Below are 19,642 nucleotides of genomic sequence, written 5' to 3' on the forward strand. Positions count from 1 at the left end.
AGGAAAGTGGAACAATGCCAACATTATTAGAAGTTACATTTAAAGCAGCAGATGACAAGCGTGCGGAGGATATCGTCGTACTCAATATGGAGGGCGTATCACTAATTGCAGATCATTTCGTAATTTGTCATGCCAACTCTGAGCGACAAGTTCAAGCAATTGCCCGTGAAATAGCAGATAAAGCTTCTGAAGAAAATTATGAAGTTAAACGTATTGAAGGAATGGATTCAGGCCGTTGGGTTCTTGTTGACCTTGGGGACGTTGTAGCTCACATCTTCCATAAAGACGAGCGCGGTTTCTATAACCTTGAACGCCTTTGGGGCGATGCGCCGATGATTGAAGTCGGAGACGAAACAATACGATGATGTACTCTCAATTTGCATCTGTATATGACGAGCTAATGCAGGATATTCCTTATCCTGCATACGCGGATCTGATTCATACAGCGCTTAATGGGTTGTCAGATAAAAGGATCCTGGATGTCGCTTGCGGCACCGGGATTCTTTCCGTTATTCTTGCTGAAAGAGGCGCGAATGTCACTGGAATCGATTTGTCTGAAGAAATGCTCACTGTTGCAAAAAAACGTGCACAAAATCGCTTTCCTTCTCTACAATTTATGCATCAGGCTATGCAGCAACTTGCTGTACCTGACCAGTTCGATGCGGCTGTTATTCCAATCGATTCGTTAAACTATTTAGAGGATGAACAGCAAGTAAACCAAACATTCAAAGGAATTTACGATGCATTACTTCCTGGGGGACTTTTACTATTTGATGTTCATTCGACATTTAAAACAGACGTACTCATTATGGAGAGTCCGTTTACGCATGTCAGTCAAGATATTTCATACATATGGGAAACGGAAGAAGGGGAAGAAACTCATTCGGTTCATTCAGACCTTGCATTTTTTGTACGCGAAGAAGATGGACGTTATATCCGATTTGACGAAGTCCATTACCAGCGTACCTATCCAGTCATGAAATATGTTGAGATGCTTGAGCGTACAGGGTTTACAGTTGAACGAATTTTTGCCGATTGGGAAGATGAAGCGCCTGAAGAGGAAAGTGAAAGAATATTTTTTCAAGTTCGCAAATAACAGTATCGCTTGTTAGATAAATGCGTTATAGTATAGGGGATTCAACTCATATTTATCTAAAAGAAAGGATGACTTTTTCTGTTTTCTACGATTTTCTTAGGGAAATGGCGGAAAGTCACCACACCTCTTGTACTAGCTGTCGTACTCTCAGTATTTTTGTTCTTTCCCCGAGGACAAGGAGAAGACGAGCTTCTTCCTGACGAAAATTTATATGATTCATTAGTCACTACTCCAGAACCGGAATCGATGGAGCTTCTTACAGAGCCAGTTAAAGAAGTCCCGGACATTATTGTAATCGACGTTAAAGGGGCTGTCTTACATCCGAACGTCTATACACTACAAGAAGGTCAACGGCTAATAGACGCGATTACAGCTGCAGGTGGCTATACACAGCATGCGGATAGTCGTCATCTTAACCATGCCGAGCGCTTATCGGATGAGGCAGTGATCTATGTGCCAGTAATCGGTGAGGAATTACCAGATTTTCAACAGCATACCGAAACGACGGAAACTAGTGATTCAAGTACTAACCTAGTTAATCTCAATCTTGCAGATGAATCACAACTGCAAACACTTACAGGGATTGGCCCTGCTAAAGCGGCTGCAATTATTAAATATCGTACTGAACAAGGTGCATTTCAGAAAATAGATGATTTAAAAAAAGTCTCAGGAATTGGTGAAAAGACTTTCGAAGCCTTATCTGATTCAATTTCCGTTAAGTAGTTTATTGTTAAATACGTGTGTAGTTTTGGAGGCGATTGTATGGAAAGAATTACGTGGGAACAGTTCTTTATGGCTCAATGTAGCCTGCTAGCAGTACGGAGTACCTGCACAAGGCTTGCAGTTGGAGCAGTCGTTGTAAGAGATAATCGGATTATAGCAGGCGGCTATAATGGTTCAGTGTCAGGTGGGGATCATTGTATCGACAAAGGATGTTATGTAGTCGATAATCATTGCATCCGTACGATACACGCTGAGATGAATGCACTATTGCAATGCGGGAAATATGGAACTCCTGCTGCAGGTTCTTCTTTGTATGTCACTCACTTCCCGTGTCTGCAATGTTCTAAAGCCATAATTCAGGCAGGCATTTCTAAAGTCTATTATGGTGAAGATTATAGGAATAATGAGTATGCAATCGAATTGTTTAAGCACGTAGGTATCGAAGTGGTGCAGATTCCGTTTGATGCTAGGAATTTAGATTTTGAAAAAGCATCTAAAGAACAATTAGTTTACGAAATGTTGCAAACTATGCAACTTGCGGATGTTTCTGAAGACGACCTGAACCGTTTTTCAGCACGCGCACAAGAACTATTTGGAAATTAGTATTTAAAACACGCTTTATGTACTGGACTCTTTCAGTGGCCGTATCAGCAGTAGCTGCATACGGTTCTACTGAATGGTTATGGCTTAACCTCCTGCTACTTCCCCTGATAGTCTCAAGTAAGAGAGACATTTACGCTGTTTTTCTATTACTTGCAGTTAGTTCGTCTTCTTATTTATACTTCTCAAATTATGTAACTCTTCATACGCCTATTCCTACTGATAAACCAAATACTCTCACTATGAGGTTGTCTAATAATGTGAAAATTGATGGCGCGAAAGTGAAGGGTTTTGCCACAGACACTGAAGGTATCGTCTATTACGTAATTTACACCATTAAAAATGAACAAGAGAAATTACGTTTACTTGCTACTTCGCTAGAGGGCAGGAGAATATCTTTGGAGGGAATACTTGAAACTCCTGAACACCCTGCTCATGCATATTCATTTAATATGGCATCGTACCTTCGTATGAACGGTTCAGACTTTATATTTCGCGCGACCGAAATGAAGTTGTATGAAAGAAAGGACGATCCACTTAGTCGATTTTTAATAAGACGTACTGCGGTCAAAGAACACATCAATCGGGTTTTCCCTATCTCCCTACAAACTGAAGCGGAATCATTATTAATAGGGGATAGAAGTGGGATGGATCAAGAATTGTCTTCGCAATATAGAACACTTGGAATCACCCATCTATTTGCGATATCAGGACTTCATGTTGGGCTATTAACAATCATGTTGCGAGTTGTAGCTAAACGATTACGACTGCGCATTGAAACGATTGACACATTACTTTTGTTCTTATTACCGTGCTATGCATTGATAGCAGGGGGAGCGCCATCAGTTTGGCGAGCGGTCTCTGTGACTATGCTCTTGCTATTATCTGCATCCGGCCGACTAAAATTGAAAATGGATGATGCATTAGCAGTAAGTGCTCTTGGATTCATGCTCATTAAACCATTCATTCTATTCCAACCAGGCTTTCAGTTGTCGTATGCAGCTGCATTTTCATTGTTGTACTCGGCAAGTTATTTGCAGAAACAACAATCGGTTCTGATGATTTCTGCAAGTGTAACAGCAATCACTCAAGTTGCACTTGCTCCTATTTTACTAGTTCACTTCTTTGAATTATCGTTGTCTTCTTTTCTAGTCAATCTAGTGTATGTACCTTTGTACTCCATAATTATTCTTCCGAGTAATATTGTCCTACTACTCGTTTCTATTCTCTCGGAAACAGGAGTGAATATGCTATTCATCATTTACGAACCTATACGAACTATGATATCGATAGCTACTGCATGGCTTGCAGGGTTACCTTTTCAAGTATGGACAGCTGGAAAGCCCTCTGTTAGTTGGATTGTTATAATGGTTGTTTGTATTAGTTGCAGTTTTGTCGTTATTGAAAAGTGGAACAGAAAACTAGTTGGGCTGATTTTTGTCCTCGTTCCTGCAATGGCATTTCAAGTAAAACCATATATGGATTCCAATATGTATGTATCTTTTCTGGATGTTGGGCAAGGTGACAGCATTGTTATTGAGCTTCCTTTCAGGAGAGGTGTATACGTCATAGACACTGGAGGAACTGTTTCAATAGGACCTCCAACATGGAAAACACCAGAGAAATCGTTTGAGGTTGGAAGACAAATTGTTGTGCCCTACTTAAAAGGTAAAGGAATCAGCAAAGTGGATAAGCTCATCATTTCCCACGCGCACGAAGATCACATGGGAGGTGCAGATGAGCTACTCCAAGAGCTGGCAGTGAAAGAACTCAATGCACCTGCAGGTAGCTTACAAGAAGAAAATATGTTGCCCGTTTTGAAGGAAGCAAACTTACAAAAAACCCGTGTATTGAGTACGTTGACAGGAGAAAGTTGGAGAAAAGGGGGAGTAGAATTTACTTACCTATCACCCTTCGATGATGCCTATTCACATAATAACAGTTCACTCGTACTTCTCATGAAGAGTGAGCATGGATACTTTTTATTTACAGGAGACTTAGAAATGGAAGGAGAGCAAAAGGTACTCAACAGATATGGCCGCATAAAGCTGTCTCCCTTAATTCTAAAAGTAGGACATCACGGCAGTAAAACATCTACAACTCAAGAATTCTTGGATTTTCTACAACCTGATACAGCTATCATATCTGTTGGTCGAAATAACAGATATGGACATCCTAATGAGGAAGTTGTCGAACGGCTTTTGGACCAGCAAGTAAATGTGTTAACAACAGCAGAAAAAGGAACTATTGTTGTAAAGGTGAAGAATCAAGGAATTAAGATTACGGGAACGCGATAAAAAAGAAAGACCCCAAATTTGGAGTCTTTCTCTAGTTAAACTATGTCTGATCAGCGCGCGGCGACTTCGACAATCGTAGCAATTACCCAAATTAAAGAGAAACCTACGAAAGATACAATGAAGCCAACACCTGAGTCAAGAAGATCATTACGTTTGGACTGGACGTCCTTTTCGAATTCGTTCATTGCTACACCTCCTGATTCAAGTTCAAGTATAGAACAAAGGCACTTAAAAATCCATAGAAAAACAAAGATATGGCAATTGGGTTTCAATTTGTCACAATATCTCCATAAGAGCTCAACGTAATGTATACTTAAAGGATGTAAATGAGGTGATTTGAAATGAGTTCGAAAGCAAAGAAAGAAACCGATAACAATCCCGGGCAAGAAGTCTATTTACTAACGGGTACCGAGATGTATTTGTTGCAGCAAACGCTCGCTAAGATCATCTCAAAGACTCCAGGGATCGAGCAAGAAGACATTCTGTATTACGATCTAGAAGAAACTCCGGTGGATCTAGTGATCGAAGAAGCTGACACGCTACCATTCTTGCAAGATCGTAAAGTGATTGTAGCCAAAAATGCCTCATTCCTGAAGGCAAAGGATAGAGGGAAAGAAAAAGTAGAACACTCCCTCGACCAACTTGAATCATGGTTACAGAATCCGTCACCAACTGCTACCGTTATATTTATAGCGCCTTATGAAAAATTGGATTCACGAAAAAAGATAACGAAAATGATGACGTCAAAAGCAGTCGTAATGGAAGCTAACAAACTCACCGAAACGGACTTAACTGTATGGGTGCAGCAACATGCGACAACATTCGGGCTTAGTATGGACCGAGAGCTGGCTGATTATCTAGTTGAAACAACCGGGGAAAATATGATGCAGTTATCAAAAGAACTTGAGAAACTTGGAGCTTATCTAAGTGATACGGGGAAGGTTACAAAGGAACTAATTGACCGTTTGGTACCTAGATCTCCAGAAACAGAAATTTTTCGCCTGACGGATACCTATATTTCAGGAAATCGTGCACAGACGTTAGCTGTCTACCATGACTTATTAAGAAGTGGAGAAGAACCGATCGCCATGACATCGTTAATTGCTGGTCAAGTGCGTCTCATGTTGCATGTCGGTACACTGAAGCGTAAAGGGTACCACCAGCAACAAATTGCTAGCACTCTAAACGTTCATCCGTATCGAGTCAAACTTGTCATGAGTAACAGAAACATACCTTCTGAACGTCGTTTGTTGCAAGTATTGAATGAGCTTGCTTCAATCGATTTGAAGTTGAAGTCCACATCAGGAAGTCGCGAAAGAGTATTAGAACTATTTTTTATGGAAAAATTGTAATAAAAAAGCTGTCCGTCAATGACGGACAGCTTTTAAAATTACAAAGCTTTTTTTGTAAGACGAGCTTTTTGACGTGCAGCTGTGTTTTTATGGATAAGGCCTTTACCGGCAGCAGTGTCCAATGATTTAATAGCAGCGCGCTTTAATTCCTCTGCATTGTCAGCTTTGTTATCGATTGCAACATCAGCTTTACGCAAAGCAGAACGCATTGCAGACTTTGTGCGTGAGTTTTGTTCGTTAATCGCATTGCTTTGCTTAACGCGTTTAATAGCACCTTTAATGTTTGGCATTTCATTCACCTCCAGAAATCAGGTAAGAAGAGTGTTTCCACGATCTCTCGGATATCTCTTTATAACAAAAATAATTTTATCAAACTCAGGCCATTTATGCAACTACAAAACACATACAAACTAAATCAAGTGTCGAAAAATTGAAGGAGCATAAAAATCATCCTACGCGTACACACTTGTAGTAGAGGTGATAGTCATGGAAAACTTCGACTTTTATAGGACGGACCTTGTCGTTGAAAGTGAAGAGATGGTGAAACACAAAACTTCAGAGGAGAAAGCAAAGCTAGCCGAATCTACAGGAATTGAGTTCACTGAAGAAAAAAAAGGAAGAATCGTGTTAACGACTGTAGTTGTAGATGAACAAGGTGAAAAGCGAATTGGAAAGAAAAAAGGGACATACATTACGTTAACCGATCCGTTACTGCATGCGGATGACAAAGCGGGCTTAGCTAAGTTAGCAAAATCTATGACCCAACAGCTTAAAAAAATTACTGAACCTCTAGAACTCAAAGAGGAATGTAAATTGCTCTTCATCGGACTTGGAAATAAGGACGTGACGCCCGATGCTGTTGGACCGTTAACTATGGAGCGGCTTAATGGAGTCGTTCCAGATTATTATAATGAAGATGGTGCAGAAATTTATGTGTATTCTCCAGGAGTTACAATTCAAACGGGATTAGAAACTGCAGATTTCATCAAAGCGATTGTTGACACTGTCAAACCTGATTTGCTAATTGTGATCGATGCATTAGCTGCACGGGACAGTTCGCGTTTGTGTAGAACCATTCAATTGACCGATACTGGGATCCACCCAGGTTCAGGAGTTGGGAATAGCCGCAAGGAAGTATCTCAAGAATCATTAGGAGTTCCAGTAATTGCGATTGGAATTCCTACAGTTGTTGACGGGCCAGTCCTGATTGCTGACGCGATTGATACGTTGTTTGGTTATATGGCAGCGAAGATTGAAGAAGAAAGCAAACCATCTTCAAGGTTGTCAGTGACTCCGTGGCTTCATGCTGATACTAGTAAAGCGGATCGGAGTAACCTAATCCCTGTATTTGGAGACTGGGCATCATGGCCGCACGAAGAACGTGTGCAATTATTTGAAGAAGTGCTATCCAATCATCAGTTGAAAACTTTCATCTCTCCGAAAGAGATAGATGGTTGGGTACAGCATTATGCATCTGCTTTATCAGTTAGTCTTGGAACATGGATACAGAGTGTAAAACAAAGTTCTTGAGAAGCATCCCCCCGCATATAGTAGCGAGGATGGGGGGATGACTATTGAAAAAAACATTAAAAATCTGGACTCTTGCTGTATTTATCTTATTTATATTCCCAATACTGCTCCACTTGCTTCCCACTAAACAATCGGATAGTTCCGCAGTGATGTTAAAACAGAAAGCATATATTGTTTACGCATCCAATGTTCTAGAAGCACCTAAGCCATCAAGCGACAAAAAAGTTTTAGTGCATTTTACGCATTCCGAAGAGGCGTATGAGCCGATTACGCTTGCTGTGGATGGTAAAGTCGCGGTCTCCCACAAAACAGAGAACATCACTAAAGTTGGAGAGAAACTTCAACTTCAATTTGCGGGATTTGGTGTGGAGGCGGATGTACTACCTGTAGATATCCAAAAAGAAATGGCGAAGAAGAAAATTCCTTACCATCGTTCTTATAAAACGATTCGTCCATATCTCCAACAGACAATAACAGAGAAAAATTATGATATCGTGCTGGATATCCATCGCGACTCGATCCCGGCCGATAAAACCACGATTGAAGTGGATGGGGAGCGTTATGCTAAAGTCGCGTTTGTAATTGGTAAAGAACATAAGAACTATTCTAAAAACTACGAAGTGGCTAAGCAAGTTACAAAAGAGATGGAGTCCAGGGTGCAAGGTATCACGCGACCAATTATTGTTAAAGGCGGACCTGGAGTGGATGGAAAGTACAACCAAGACCTGCATCCAGGTTTTATCTTAGTTGAACTTGGTGGTATCGGTAATAACGAGGAAGAGTTGAACAGAACGATTGCAGTTCTTGCAGAAGCGGTTACTTCTACATTTGTTGAAGAGTGATTGAAACAACGCATATAAGTATGAAGAAGGAGAGTTTTCAACTCCTTCTTTTTTGTTTGGACCATCATTCTTCAAATATATTGTGACTTTGTCTGCACTTCTAAGGAAATGTGTAACACCAGTGCTCTGTTTCTGCTATAATTCATACTAGCCGAATTAGGAGTGAGAATTATGATGAATCATCAACAGAAATTGGATCGACAGAAAAACATACGAAATTTTTCAATTATTGCACATATTGATCACGGGAAATCCACTCTCGCGGATCGCTTACTAGAAAAAACAGATACAATTACTGCTCGAGAAATGAAATCACAAACATTGGACTCGATGGATCTAGAAAGAGAACGTGGAATCACTATTAAACTTAATGCTGTTCAGCTATCTTATACTGCAAAAGACGGTGAAGATTACACATTCCACTTGATTGATACACCGGGACACGTCGACTTTACGTACGAAGTCTCACGCAGTCTCGCTGCATGCGAAGGAGCCATTCTAGTTGTAGATGCAGCACAGGGGATTGAAGCGCAGACGCTTGCGAATGTTTACTTGGCTCTTGATAATAACTTAGAAATCTTACCAGTCATCAACAAAATCGATTTACCTGCAGCTGATCCAGAACGTGTGAGAGACGAAATCGAAAATGTAATCGGCATCGATGCATCAGAAGCAGTCTTGGCGTCAGCGAAATCAGGAATTGGTATTGAAGATATCCTCGAACAAATCGTTGAAAAAGTTCCAGCACCAACGGGAGATCCAAGTGCACCGTTAAAAGCTCTGATTTTTGACTCGCATTACGATCAGTACAAAGGTGTTATCGTTAATATCCGAATCATGGAAGGCTCCGTTAAACAGGGCGATACAATTCGCATGATGGCCACTGGGAAAGAATTCGAAGTTGTGGACCTTGGCGTATTCACACCCAAAATTGTACCACGCGAAGAACTCACTGTAGGTGACGTAGGCTACTTGTCAGCAGCTATTAAAACTGTTGGGGATACGAGAGTAGGGGATACGATAACACTTGCAGATAATCCCGCCGAGACAGCACTCGAAGGATATCGTAAGATGAATCCAATGGTATTCTGTGGATTGTATCCGATTGATACATCAAAATATAATGATTTACGAGATGCGCTCGAGAAGTTAGAACTTAATGACTCGGCTTTAGAATACGAAGCAGAAACTTCTCAAGCTCTAGGGTTTGGATATCGTTGTGGTTTCCTAGGTCTGCTTCATATGGAAATCATTCAGGAACGAATAGAGCGAGAATTCAACATCGACTTAATCACGACAGCTCCAAGTGTTATCTATAATGTCGTTTTGACAGATGGTAGCGAAATGAAAGTTGATAACCCATCGATGATGCCGGATGCTCAGAAAACTGAATACGTAGAAGAGCCATATGTAAAAGCGTCCATCATGGTACCGAATGATTATGTTGGTTCAGTTATGGAACTTTGCCAGAAGAAACGCGGTAACTTCTTGACGATGGACTACATGGATTCATCACGCGTGAACATTATGTATGAGCTACCGTTAGCTGAAATTGTCTATGACTTCTTCGATCAATTGAAATCAGGGACAAAAGGCTATGCGTCACTCGATTATGAATTGATTGGTTATAAAAAATCTAAACTTAATAAGATGGATATCTTGTTGAACGGCGAAACAGTCGATGCACTTAGCTTCATTGTTCACAGCGATTTTGCATATGATCGAGGAAAAGCAATCGTTGAAAAGTTGAGATCTCTTATTCCACGTCAACAATTTGAAGTGCCTGTACAGGCTGCGATCGGACAGAAGATTGTAGCACGTTCAACCATTAAATCTATGGGGAAAAATGTACTTGCGAAGTGTTATGGTGGAGATATTTCACGTAAACGAAAACTTCTTGAAAAGCAAAAAGAAGGTAAAAAGAAGATGAAACAAGTAGGATCTGTAGAAGTGCCACAGGAAGCGTTCATGGCTGTTCTACGAATGGACGAAGAATAATAAGCGCATATTACGATGCATGAGCAGAGGGCATATAGCCCTCTGTTTGGCGTTTACAGGAGGGAAAGCAACGTATGAGAGGCATCTATATTCACATCCCATTCTGCCACCAAATTTGTCACTACTGTGATTTCAATAAAGTATTTTTTGAAAACCAGCCAGTAGACGAATATATTGAAACGATTGACAAAGAACTAACAATATTGAAGTTGACAGGCGCAGACTTTTCTAAAGTAGAGACTGTTTTCTTTGGAGGAGGTACACCAACAGCACTTAATGCTAAGCAACTGGAACGATTACTGGAAATCGTTCATAGCCACGTTGATGTAAAGAACTTAACAGAGTTTACAACTGAAGCAAATCCTGACGAACTAACGACGGACAAGCTGCATGTGTTGAAAAATGGCCACGTAAAACGTTTAAGCCTAGGTGTTCAGTCATTTGATGAAGAACTGTTGAAAAAGATAGGACGTTCTCATAGTCCTCAACAAGCGATTGAAGTTGTTAATAACGCACGACGAGCGGGTTTTGAAAACATCAGTATAGATTTGATTTATGCTTTACCAGGTCAGACGCAACAACAATGGAATTCGACTTTGGACCAAGCATTAGCACTTGAGCTCCCGCATTATTCGGGTTATTCATTAATCGTTGAACCGAAAACAGTGTTTTATAATTTGATGAACAAAGGTCGACTCCCTTTACCAGGAGAAGATGCGGAAACGATCATGTTCGCTGAACTAATTGAGCGCATGGAACTAGCGGGAAGGGCTCAATATGAAATTAGTAATTTTGCCATTCCACAAAAAGAGTCTATCCATAACATGATCTACTGGGAAAACGACGAATATGCCGGCATAGGTGCAGGGGCACATGGATACTTAAATGGAGTTCGATATGCTAACATCGCTCCGCTAAAGCGTTATATGGAACACGTAGAAACTGGTGAATTGCCAAGAATTGAATCGAATGTAGTAACTCTTCAGGAAAGTATGGAAGAAGAACTATTTTTAGGTCTTAGGCAAACTAAAGGTGTTTCGATTCCCCATTTTGCTGAAAAGTTCGGGATTTCAATGAATGAAAAGTATGGGGCAGTGATTGAAAATCTAATTCAAAAAGACTTGGTGGAAATTCATGAAAATCGAATCCGACTAACTAGAAACGGGATTTTTAAAGGGAACGAAGCCTTTCAAGAATTTCTTGGCTAAAATCAGATTCAAATGTTTGACACCGTCTTTGTGATTTGATAAATTATGAATAGTATTAGCACTCATTCAATAAGAGTGCTAACAGGAGTGATGATTATGTTGACGAACAGACAATTGCTTATCTTGCAACTGACGGTTAACGACTTCATCGAATCCGCTCAGCCAGTGGGCTCCCGGCAACTTTCCAAAAAGGAGGAAGCTCCTTTTAGTCCGGCGACCATCCGTAATGAGATGGCGGATCTTGAAGAATTGGGATTTCTCGAAAAAACTCATACGTCTTCGGGAAGGGTTCCTTCTGAAAAAGGATATCGATATTATGTCGACCACTTGCTGACACCTCAAAAGCTAAAAATGGAGGATAACCTTCAATTACGTTCGATCTTTCAAGAAAAAGTGCTCGAAGCTGAAGTTCTTATTAGAAATTCAGCGTCTATTCTATCGGAACTGACAAACTATACGACGGTTTTACTTGGACCGGACACAACGGCTCATAAAGTTAAACGCTTCTCAATTGTTCCATTGTCAGGAACGAAAGCAGTTGCCATCATGGTGACGGATAGTGGAAGAGTCGAAAATCATGTGTTTGATGCGGCGGATGGATTGTCCCCTTCGGATATTGAGAAAATGGTCAATCTTCTGAACGAGCGACTAGTAGGAACTCCGCTGTCTGAAATACCTCGTCAGTTAGCAACAGAATCGAAATTACTATTTGAACGTCATGTTAAAAATGCTGGCACGATTCTTACTTCGATTCAAGACGCCATGACAGGAAAGACCGAGGAACGTCTATTTTACAGCGGTCAGATGAACATGATGAAGCAACCCGAATTCAATGATGTACAAAAAGTAAAAACGTTCTTAGAGGCAATCGAACACGGAATGCCACTTACATTGTTCAAAAATGATCTTGCAGGCATACAAGTGCGTATCGGTTCCGAGAATCAGGAGCAAACGTTAGATGACTTTAGTGTCATTACGACGGCGTATGCAGTTGGGACAGATATGACTGGCTCCATTGCGATCATTGGGCCAAAACGAATGGATTATGGAAGAGTAATCACATTACTTGACATATTAAGTGATGATCTTTCAAATGCACTCGCACGGCTAACGATTGATGGTAGAACGGACAGGAGGAACGAATCATGACAGAAAAAAACCTAACATCTGAAGAATTAGAAGTTACGGCTACTGATGAAGAAGAAACAGCAGTTGCTGGTGATTCAGTAGAAGAAGCAATCGTTGAAGAAGAGACTCTATCGGTTGAAGATGAGAAAGACGCTGAAATCGCTGAGTTGAAGAAACAGCTTCTTGAAGAAGAAGATCGTCGTCTTCGTATAATGGCTGATTTAGACAATACTAGAAGAAGAGCAACGCTCGACAAAGAAGCGTTACAGAAATACCGGTCGCAAGAAGTGTTAACCAACCTTGTACAAGTATTAGATAACTTTGAGCGAGGACTTTCTGTGAAAGCTGAAAGTGAAGATGCGAAATCACTTCTCACTGGAATGGAAATGGTGTTCCGCAGTTTGGAAGAGGCGTTGAAATCTTCCGGTTTAACTGAAATCGAAGCAGCGGGATTAGAATTCGATCCGAATTTCCATCAGGCTGTCATGACTGATTCCAATGATAACTTCCCTTCAGGATCTGTGCTTGAAGTGCTACAAAAAGGGTATACGTTGAAAGATCGTGTACTACGACCAGCAATGGTTAAAGTGAACGAATAACACATTACTAACTACACAATTCATGTATATATTTAGGAGGAATTTTAGATATGAGTAAAATTATTGGTATTGACTTAGGAACAACAAACTCAGTAGTAGCGGTATTTGAAGGCGGAGAGGCAAAAGTAATTCCGAATCCAGAAGGAAACCGTACAACTCCTTCAGTTGTTGCATTTAAAAATGGAGAACGCCAAATCGGTGAAGTAGCAAAACGTCAATCGATCACGAACCCGAATACAATTATGTCCGTTAAACGTCATATGGGTACAGATTACAAAGAAAAAGTTGAAGATAAAGAGTACTCACCACAAGAAATTTCTGCAATGATTCTTCAATACATGAAAGGCTATGCAGAAGAATACCTAGGTGAAAAAGTTACTAAGGCAGTAATTACTGTTCCTGCTTATTTCAATGATGCACAGCGTCAAGCAACTAAAGATGCAGGTAAAATCGCCGGACTTGAAGTCGAACGTATTATTAACGAGCCGACAGCAGCAGCACTTGCTTACGGTTTAGATAAAACTGATGAAGACCAAACAATCCTAGTTTATGATCTTGGTGGCGGTACATTTGACGTATCTATCCTTGAACTTGGTGATGGAGTATTCCAAGTACGCTCAACTGCTGGTGATAACAAATTAGGCGGAGACGATTTTGATGATGTCGTCATTGAGTATCTAGTACAAGAATTCCGTAAAGATAATGGTATTGACCTTTCTAAAGATAAAATGGCAATGCAACGTTTGAAAGATGCTGCTGAAAAAGCAAAAAAAGATTTGTCTGGAGTTACAAATACACAAATTTCACTTCCATTCATCACAGCAGGAGAAGCTGGACCACTTCACTTGGAAGTTTCCATGTCTCGTACGAAGTTTGATGAACTCACTGCAGCATTAGTGGAACGTTCAATGATTCCAACTCGTCAAGCAATTAAAGATGCAGATCTTTCACCTTCAGAACTAGATCGCGTAATCTTGGTTGGTGGTTCTACACGAATTCCAGCAGTTCAAGAAGCAATCAAAAAAGAAACTGGAAAAGAGCCATTTAAAGGCGTAAACCCGGATGAAGTAGTAGCAATGGGTGCGGCAGTTCAAGGTTCAATCCTTACTGGTGACACTACAGATGTAGTATTGCTAGACGTAACTCCACTTTCACTTGGTATTGAAACAATGGGTAGCGTATTCACGAAACTGATTGATCGTAATACAACAATCCCAACTAGTAAATCACAAGTGTTCTCAACTGCTGCTGACAACCAACCAGCTGTTGATATCCATGTTCTTCAAGGTGAGCGTGCGATGGCAACTGATAATAAGACACTTGGTCGTTTCCAATTGACGGATATTCCACCAGCTCCACGTGGCGTTCCACAAATCGAAGTTACATTTGATATAGATAAAAATGGTATCGTGACAGTAAAAGCTAAAGATATGGGAACTCAAAAAGAACAAAACATTACAATTCAGTCAAGTTCAGGTCTTTCAGATGACGAAATCGATCGCATGGTGAAAGATGCTGAAGCACACGCTGAAGAAGACAAAAAGCAAAAAGAAGAAGCGGATCTTCGTAACGAAGCAGACCAACTCGTTTTCATGTCTGAAAAGACATTGAAAGACTTGGAAGGTAAAGTGTCTGAAGAAGAAGTGAAGAGTGTTGAAGAGGCAAAAGAAGCTCTAAAAGTGGCTATCGAAGCGAACAACCTTGAAGAGATGAAAGAAAAGAAAGATGCTCTTGAAGCGGTTGTTCAACAAATGACGATGAAAATGTATGAGCAAGCTCAAGCAGAAGCAAATGCTCAAGGGGAAAATGCAACAGATTCAGATGATGGCGTTGTTGACGCTGATTTCTCTGAAGTAGAAGACGACAAGAAAAACTAAATCAATAACTGATTGACGGAAAAGTCAAAGTCCGATATTCCGGCTTTGGCTTTTTCGTTTGTTACCAAACTTACTCAAAAAGTGTTACAATGCACACAACGCTAAATGAGTTTCGGGAGTGTAGATGAATGAGCAAACGAGATTATTATGAAATACTTGGAGTGCCGAAAACGGCTACTAAAGAAGAAATACGGAAAGCTTATCGCAAACTTTCCAAACAGTTCCACCCTGATTTGAACAAAGAAGCAGGTGCGGAAGATAAGTTTAAAGAAGTTACAGAAGCTTTTGAAGTACTTAGTGATGAAAATAAGCGTGCTTCGTATGACCAGTATGGCCATGCAGACCCAAACCAAGGCTTTGGTGGTGGAGGGTTCAGCGGATTTGGTGGCGGTGATGGCTTCGGATTTGATGATATTTTCAGTTCGTTCTTTGGTGGTGGCGGCGGTGGACGTCGACGTGATCCGAACGCTCCCCGTAAAGGAGACGATCTTCAATACACGATGACTATCGATTTCATGGAGGCAGCTTTCGGTAAAAAGACTGAAATTGAAATACCTCGTGAAGAAGTATGTGATACGTGTGATGGAAGTGGTGCTAAAAAAGGCACATCTGTGAAAACATGTACTAATTGTGGCGGAACAGGTCAAATTTCAGTTACCCAAAACACACCACTCGGTCAAATGGTTAATCGGAAAGTATGTAACGTCTGTCAGGGAACAGGTAAAATTATTCCAGAGAAGTGTGAAACTTGTCATGGAAACGGGCGCGTTCAAAAACGTAAGAAAATCAGCGTTACAATTCCAGCAGGTGTCGATGATGGTCAGCAATTGCGTGTTGCGGGTCAAGGTGAAGGCGGAGTGAACGGTGGACCTGCCGGAGATCTATATATTGTTTTCCGTGTTCGTCCACATGAAAAGTTCATTCGTGAAGCAGACGATATCATATTGGAAATTGCAATTACGTTCCCACAAGCAGCGCTTGGAGATGAAATAGAAGTTCCTACTATTCATGGAACTGTCAATTTGAAGATTCCAGCAGGAACGCAACCTGGTACAACGTTCCGTCTACGTGGCAAAGGAATTCAAAACGTTCATGGACACGGTGTTGGTGATCAGCACGTTATTGTGAAACTCCTTACGCCTAAGAAAATGACTGAAAAACAAAGAGAACTATTGCGAGAATTCGCTTCAATTGATGGAGATGCTCCTGGAGAATATTCGAGTTCATTGTTTGACAAAATCAAACGATCTATTAAAGGTGACTGAAAGGACTGAGTGTGCGTGAAATGGTCTGAAATAGCAATTCATACGACAAATGAAGCAACCGAAGCAGTTGCAAACATTCTTCATGAGGCAGGAGCAAGCGGAGTTGTCATTGAAGATTCCTCTGAACCTGATCGCATTCATGAAGATCGTTTCGGAGAAATCTATGATCTGGATCCTCTAGACTTTCCTGATGAAGGTGTCTTAGTAAAGGCTTATTTACCAGCAACTAGCTTTTTAAAAGAAACGGTCCAAGAAATCAGTGAGTCGATTGATAAGCTGAAGCAATTCAACTTGGATACAGGGAAAAAAGCGATTACAACAACAGAAGTCGACGAAGAGGACTGGGCAACTGCATGGAAAAAGTATTATCATCCAGTGAAGATTTCAGGTCGTTTCACGATTGTTCCTACTTGGGAGACATATGTACCTGTTGAGTCCGATGAGCTTATTATCGAACTGGACCCAGGAATGGCCTTTGGTACTGGGACTCATCCAACAACAGTCATGTGTTTGCAAGCACTCGAAAAATATGTGAAACCTGCAGACTATGTTATTGACGTAGGAACAGGGTCTGGTGTGTTAGCTATTGGTGCGACTTTATTAGATGCAAATCGCGTTCTCGCTTTAGATTTAGATGAAGTTGCCGTACGTTCGGCTAAAGAAAATATTGCTCTGAATCACTGTGAAGAGACAGTCGAAGTCTTACACGGGAATCTGTTGGATTCTGTTAAAGAACCTGCAGATGTAATTGTAGCGAATATCTTAGCGGAAGTGATTGTAACATTTTCTCAGGATGCGTATCAGTTACTAGCAGATAACGGGTTGTTCATTGTATCCGGCATTATCGGTGCTAAAAAAGACTTCGTAAAAGAGGATCTTATTCAAAAAGGATTTGAAATTGTTGAATCCGTTTTAATGGAAGATTGGGTGGCCTTAATCGCTCGTAAACGGGGGGAGTAACGTGCAACGCTATTTCCTAGACCAACCTTTTGACGAATTTGGTTTTGCGATTATTACTGGTGACGATGAGAAGCATATTACGCGTGTTATGCGAATGCGTGAAGGTGATGAAATTTGTTGTGTCTCAAAAGGGTTCGGTCATATTTCAATCATTCAACAATTCAACGAATCTGGTGTTCGTGTTAAGAATACGGGAAAAACAACATCTAACAGTGAGCTTCCTGTTGCAGTTACGTTAGCATGCGGTTTACCCAAAGGGGATAAGTTGGAATTGATTGCTCAAAAAGGGACAGAACTTGGTATGTCTGCAATGATACCTTTCAAAGCAGAGCGCTCGATTGTGAAATGGGATGAAAAAAAGGGTGACAAGAAGACTAGTAGACTTCGTAAAATTGCGAAGGAAGCTGCCGAGCAGTCTCATCGTACGGTCATACCCGAAATATCTGAGCCGCTTTCATTTAAACAACTTCTGAAACAAGCCGAGTCTTTTGATATTTGTCTATTTGCGGATGAAGAAGAAGCAAAAGAAGGAACGTCAAATAAGATTGCAGTACGTCTGGAGAACGTGTATCATGGACAATCGATACTGGTATTATTTGGACCAGAAGGTGGTTTGTCGAGGGCTGAGGCTGAGAGCCTAAAGGATGCCGGTTTCATGGCGACATCACTTGGACCTCGTATCCTTCGTACAGAAACTGCGCCATTATACGTACTTTCCGCTATGTCTTACGAATTTGAATGAAAGAGGTGAGCAGCTTATGTCTTTGGTTGCCTTCCATACATTGGGCTGTAAAGTGAATCATTATGAAACAGAAGCAATTTGGCAACTTTTCAAAGATGCCGGATATGAGCGTACAGATTTTGAAAAAAACTCTGATGTATATGTTATCAATACATGTACTGTGACGAATACGGGAGACAAAAAAAGTCGACAAGTAATCCGTCGTGCAGTTCGTCAAAATCCGGATGCAGTTATTTGTGTAACAGGATGCTACGCACAAACTTCACCTGCAGAAATCATGGCGATTCCTGGGGTAGATATCGTTGTCGGTACTCAAGATCGTACTAAATTACTCGGGTTAATCGCACAATTTCGTGAAGAACGACAGCCGATTAATGCTGTACGTAATATCATGAAAAATCGGGTTTATGAAGAACTGGATGTACCCGCATTCACAGATCGTACTCGTGCTTCTTTGAAGATTCAGGAAGGGTGTAATAACTTCTGTACGTTTTGTATTATTCCCTGGGCTCGGGGTCTTATGCGCTCACGTGATCCAGAAGAAGTTGTTCGCCAAGCTCAACAGCTCGTGGATGCTGGCTATTTAGAAATCGTACTAACTGGAATACACACAGGTGGTTATGGCGAGGATTTGAAAGATAATAATCTAGCTAAGTTATTAGTAGATCTCGAAACTAAAGTCAAGGGACTTAAGCGACTTCGGATTAGTTCGATTGAAGCAAGTCAATTGACCGATGAGGTTATAGCAGTATTAAATAATTCGTCAATCATTGTTCGACATCTGCACATCCCAATTCAATCTGGTTCAAATACTGTGCTGAAGAGGATGCGACGTAAGTATACAATGGAGTTCTTTGCAGAACGGTTAGATCGACTTCGTGAAGCGTTGCCGCATCTCGCAATTACATCAGATGTAATTGTTGGATTCCCAGGTGAAACTGAAGAAGAGTTCATGGATACTTATAGCTTCATCCGTGATCATCGATTCTCTGAACTACATGTGTTCCCATACTCTAAACGGACAGGGACACCTGCTGCTCGTATGGAAGACCAGGTGGATGAAGAAGTAAAGAATGAACGTGTGCATCGACTAATCGAATTGAATGATCAATTAGCCAAACAGTATGCTGCTGAATTCGAAGATGAAGTACTTGAAGTCATTCCTGAAGAGAAATTCGACCAAGATCCAGAGAGTGATCTGTATGTAGGCTACACGGATAATTACTTGAAAGTAGTATTCCCTGCAGAAGAGTCCATGGTCGGTAAGATTGTTCGAGTGAAAGTGCTGAAAGCGGGATATCCATACAACGAAGGACAATTCGTTCGAGTGATGGAAGAACCAAAAGAATTAGTGCATTAATTGGAAACCGCTAGCTTGACTAGCGGTTTCTTTTCTATTCCGCATGGTTCTGCTATGATGTAAGA

Annotated in this window: 19 protein-coding genes; 17 read left to right on the forward strand and 2 right to left on the reverse strand. The window is 40.9% G+C overall.

All coding sequences use genetic code 11. The annotated features are described in order from the left end of the window. Positions 1-14: 14 nt before the first annotated feature. From rsfS to ACRPI0_RS05010, 5 genes are all read left to right on the forward strand, one after another. Positions 15-365: a ribosome silencing factor gene (gene rsfS / locus ACRPI0_RS04990; protein WP_432355189.1), complete on the forward strand. Its 351-nt coding sequence runs from the start codon at positions 15-17 to the stop codon at positions 363-365. Next, a complete protein-coding gene (locus tag ACRPI0_RS04995; RefSeq protein ID WP_432355190.1) occupies positions 362-1,096 on the forward strand; it encodes a class I SAM-dependent DNA methyltransferase in 735 nt (244 codons plus the stop codon). The genes rsfS and ACRPI0_RS04995 overlap by 4 nt, the downstream gene beginning before the upstream one ends. 156 nt (positions 1,097-1,252) lie before the next feature. Further along, positions 1,253-1,819: a helix-hairpin-helix domain-containing protein gene (locus ACRPI0_RS05000; RefSeq protein ID WP_432355191.1), complete on the forward strand. Its 567-nt coding sequence runs from the start codon at positions 1,253-1,255 to the stop codon at positions 1,817-1,819. 39 nt (positions 1,820-1,858) lie between these two features. After that, on the forward strand, positions 1,859-2,422 hold the full coding sequence (locus tag ACRPI0_RS05005) for a ComE operon protein 2 (protein ID WP_432355192.1): 564 nt from the start codon (positions 1,859-1,861) through the stop codon (positions 2,420-2,422). A gap of 257 nt (positions 2,423-2,679) precedes the next feature. Beyond that, on the forward strand, positions 2,680-4,716 hold the full coding sequence (locus ACRPI0_RS05010; protein WP_432355193.1) for a DNA internalization-related competence protein ComEC/Rec2: 2,037 nt from the start codon (positions 2,680-2,682) through the stop codon (positions 4,714-4,716). 50 nt (positions 4,717-4,766) lie between these two features. On the opposite strand, the gene ACRPI0_RS05015 is transcribed toward ACRPI0_RS05010, so the two are convergent. Beyond that, positions 4,767-4,901 carry a YqzM family protein gene (locus tag ACRPI0_RS05015; RefSeq protein ID WP_025784809.1) on the reverse strand — a complete coding sequence of 45 codons (135 nt, stop codon included), beginning with the start codon at positions 4,899-4,901 and terminating at the stop codon, positions 4,767-4,769. A 156-nt stretch (positions 4,902-5,057) separates the two neighbouring features. Between ACRPI0_RS05015 and holA the strand changes: the two genes are divergently transcribed. Further along, positions 5,058-6,068, forward strand: coding sequence for a DNA polymerase III subunit delta (gene holA / locus ACRPI0_RS05020; protein ID WP_432355194.1), 1,011 nt, complete (start codon positions 5,058-5,060; stop codon positions 6,066-6,068). A gap of 38 nt (positions 6,069-6,106) precedes the next feature. On the opposite strand, the gene rpsT is transcribed toward holA, so the two are convergent. Beyond that, positions 6,107-6,358, reverse strand: a complete 252-nt coding sequence (rpsT, locus tag ACRPI0_RS05025) for a 30S ribosomal protein S20 (protein ID WP_025784807.1) — start codon at positions 6,356-6,358, stop codon at positions 6,107-6,109. Positions 6,359-6,554: 196 nt separating this feature from the next. Here rpsT and gpr point away from each other — a divergent pair, with 196 nt between their 5' ends. The 11 genes from gpr to mtaB all read left to right on the forward strand — a co-directional run bounded on the left by gpr (position 6,555) and on the right by mtaB (position 19,577). Next, positions 6,555-7,598, forward strand: coding sequence for a GPR endopeptidase (gene gpr, locus ACRPI0_RS05030; protein WP_432355195.1), 1,044 nt, complete (start codon positions 6,555-6,557; stop codon positions 7,596-7,598). Between the two features lie 44 nt (positions 7,599-7,642). Further along, the gene (gene spoIIP, locus ACRPI0_RS05035; protein WP_432355196.1) at positions 7,643-8,440 is read left to right on the forward strand and encodes a stage II sporulation protein P; all 798 of its coding nucleotides are present in this window, start codon (positions 7,643-7,645) and stop codon (positions 8,438-8,440) included. 174 nt (positions 8,441-8,614) lie between these two features. Beyond that, positions 8,615-10,438 (forward strand): translation elongation factor 4, encoded by a 1,824-nt coding sequence (lepA, locus tag ACRPI0_RS05040; RefSeq protein WP_432355891.1) that lies wholly within the window; start codon positions 8,615-8,617, stop codon positions 10,436-10,438. A 74-nt stretch (positions 10,439-10,512) separates the two neighbouring features. Further along, positions 10,513-11,646, forward strand: coding sequence for a radical SAM family heme chaperone HemW (gene hemW, locus ACRPI0_RS05045; protein ID WP_432355197.1), 1,134 nt, complete (start codon positions 10,513-10,515; stop codon positions 11,644-11,646). 96 nt (positions 11,647-11,742) lie between these two features. Beyond that, positions 11,743-12,795 carry a heat-inducible transcriptional repressor HrcA gene (gene hrcA / locus ACRPI0_RS05050; protein ID WP_432355198.1) on the forward strand — a complete coding sequence of 351 codons (1,053 nt, stop codon included), beginning with the start codon at positions 11,743-11,745 and terminating at the stop codon, positions 12,793-12,795. After that, on the forward strand, positions 12,792-13,373 hold the full coding sequence (grpE, locus tag ACRPI0_RS05055) for a nucleotide exchange factor GrpE (RefSeq protein ID WP_432355199.1): 582 nt from the start codon (positions 12,792-12,794) through the stop codon (positions 13,371-13,373). Before hrcA ends, grpE begins: the two co-directional genes overlap by 4 nt. Before the next feature lie 50 nt (positions 13,374-13,423). Beyond that, entirely contained in the window at positions 13,424-15,250 is a 1,827-nt protein-coding gene (dnaK, locus tag ACRPI0_RS05060) for a molecular chaperone DnaK (RefSeq protein WP_432355200.1), read from the forward strand. 128 nt (positions 15,251-15,378) lie between these two features. Next, complete coding sequence (dnaJ, locus tag ACRPI0_RS05065; RefSeq protein ID WP_432355201.1) at positions 15,379-16,515, forward strand: molecular chaperone DnaJ; 1,137 nt, start codon at positions 15,379-15,381, stop codon at positions 16,513-16,515. A gap of 15 nt (positions 16,516-16,530) precedes the next feature. Further along, positions 16,531-17,475: a 50S ribosomal protein L11 methyltransferase gene (gene prmA / locus ACRPI0_RS05070; RefSeq protein WP_432355203.1), complete on the forward strand. Its 945-nt coding sequence runs from the start codon at positions 16,531-16,533 to the stop codon at positions 17,473-17,475. Position 17,476: 1 nt separating this feature from the next. Next, complete coding sequence (locus tag ACRPI0_RS05075) at positions 17,477-18,217, forward strand: 16S rRNA (uracil(1498)-N(3))-methyltransferase (RefSeq protein WP_432355204.1); 741 nt, start codon at positions 17,477-17,479, stop codon at positions 18,215-18,217. 16 nt (positions 18,218-18,233) lie between these two features. After that, entirely contained in the window at positions 18,234-19,577 is a 1,344-nt protein-coding gene (gene mtaB / locus ACRPI0_RS05080; protein ID WP_432355205.1) for a tRNA (N(6)-L-threonylcarbamoyladenosine(37)-C(2))-methylthiotransferase MtaB, read from the forward strand. Positions 19,578-19,642: the final 65 nt, after the last annotated feature.

It is taken from the genome of Sporosarcina sp. A2, from assembly GCF_050858885.1.
Taxonomy (GTDB): domain Bacteria; phylum Bacillota; class Bacilli; order Bacillales_A; family Planococcaceae; genus Sporosarcina.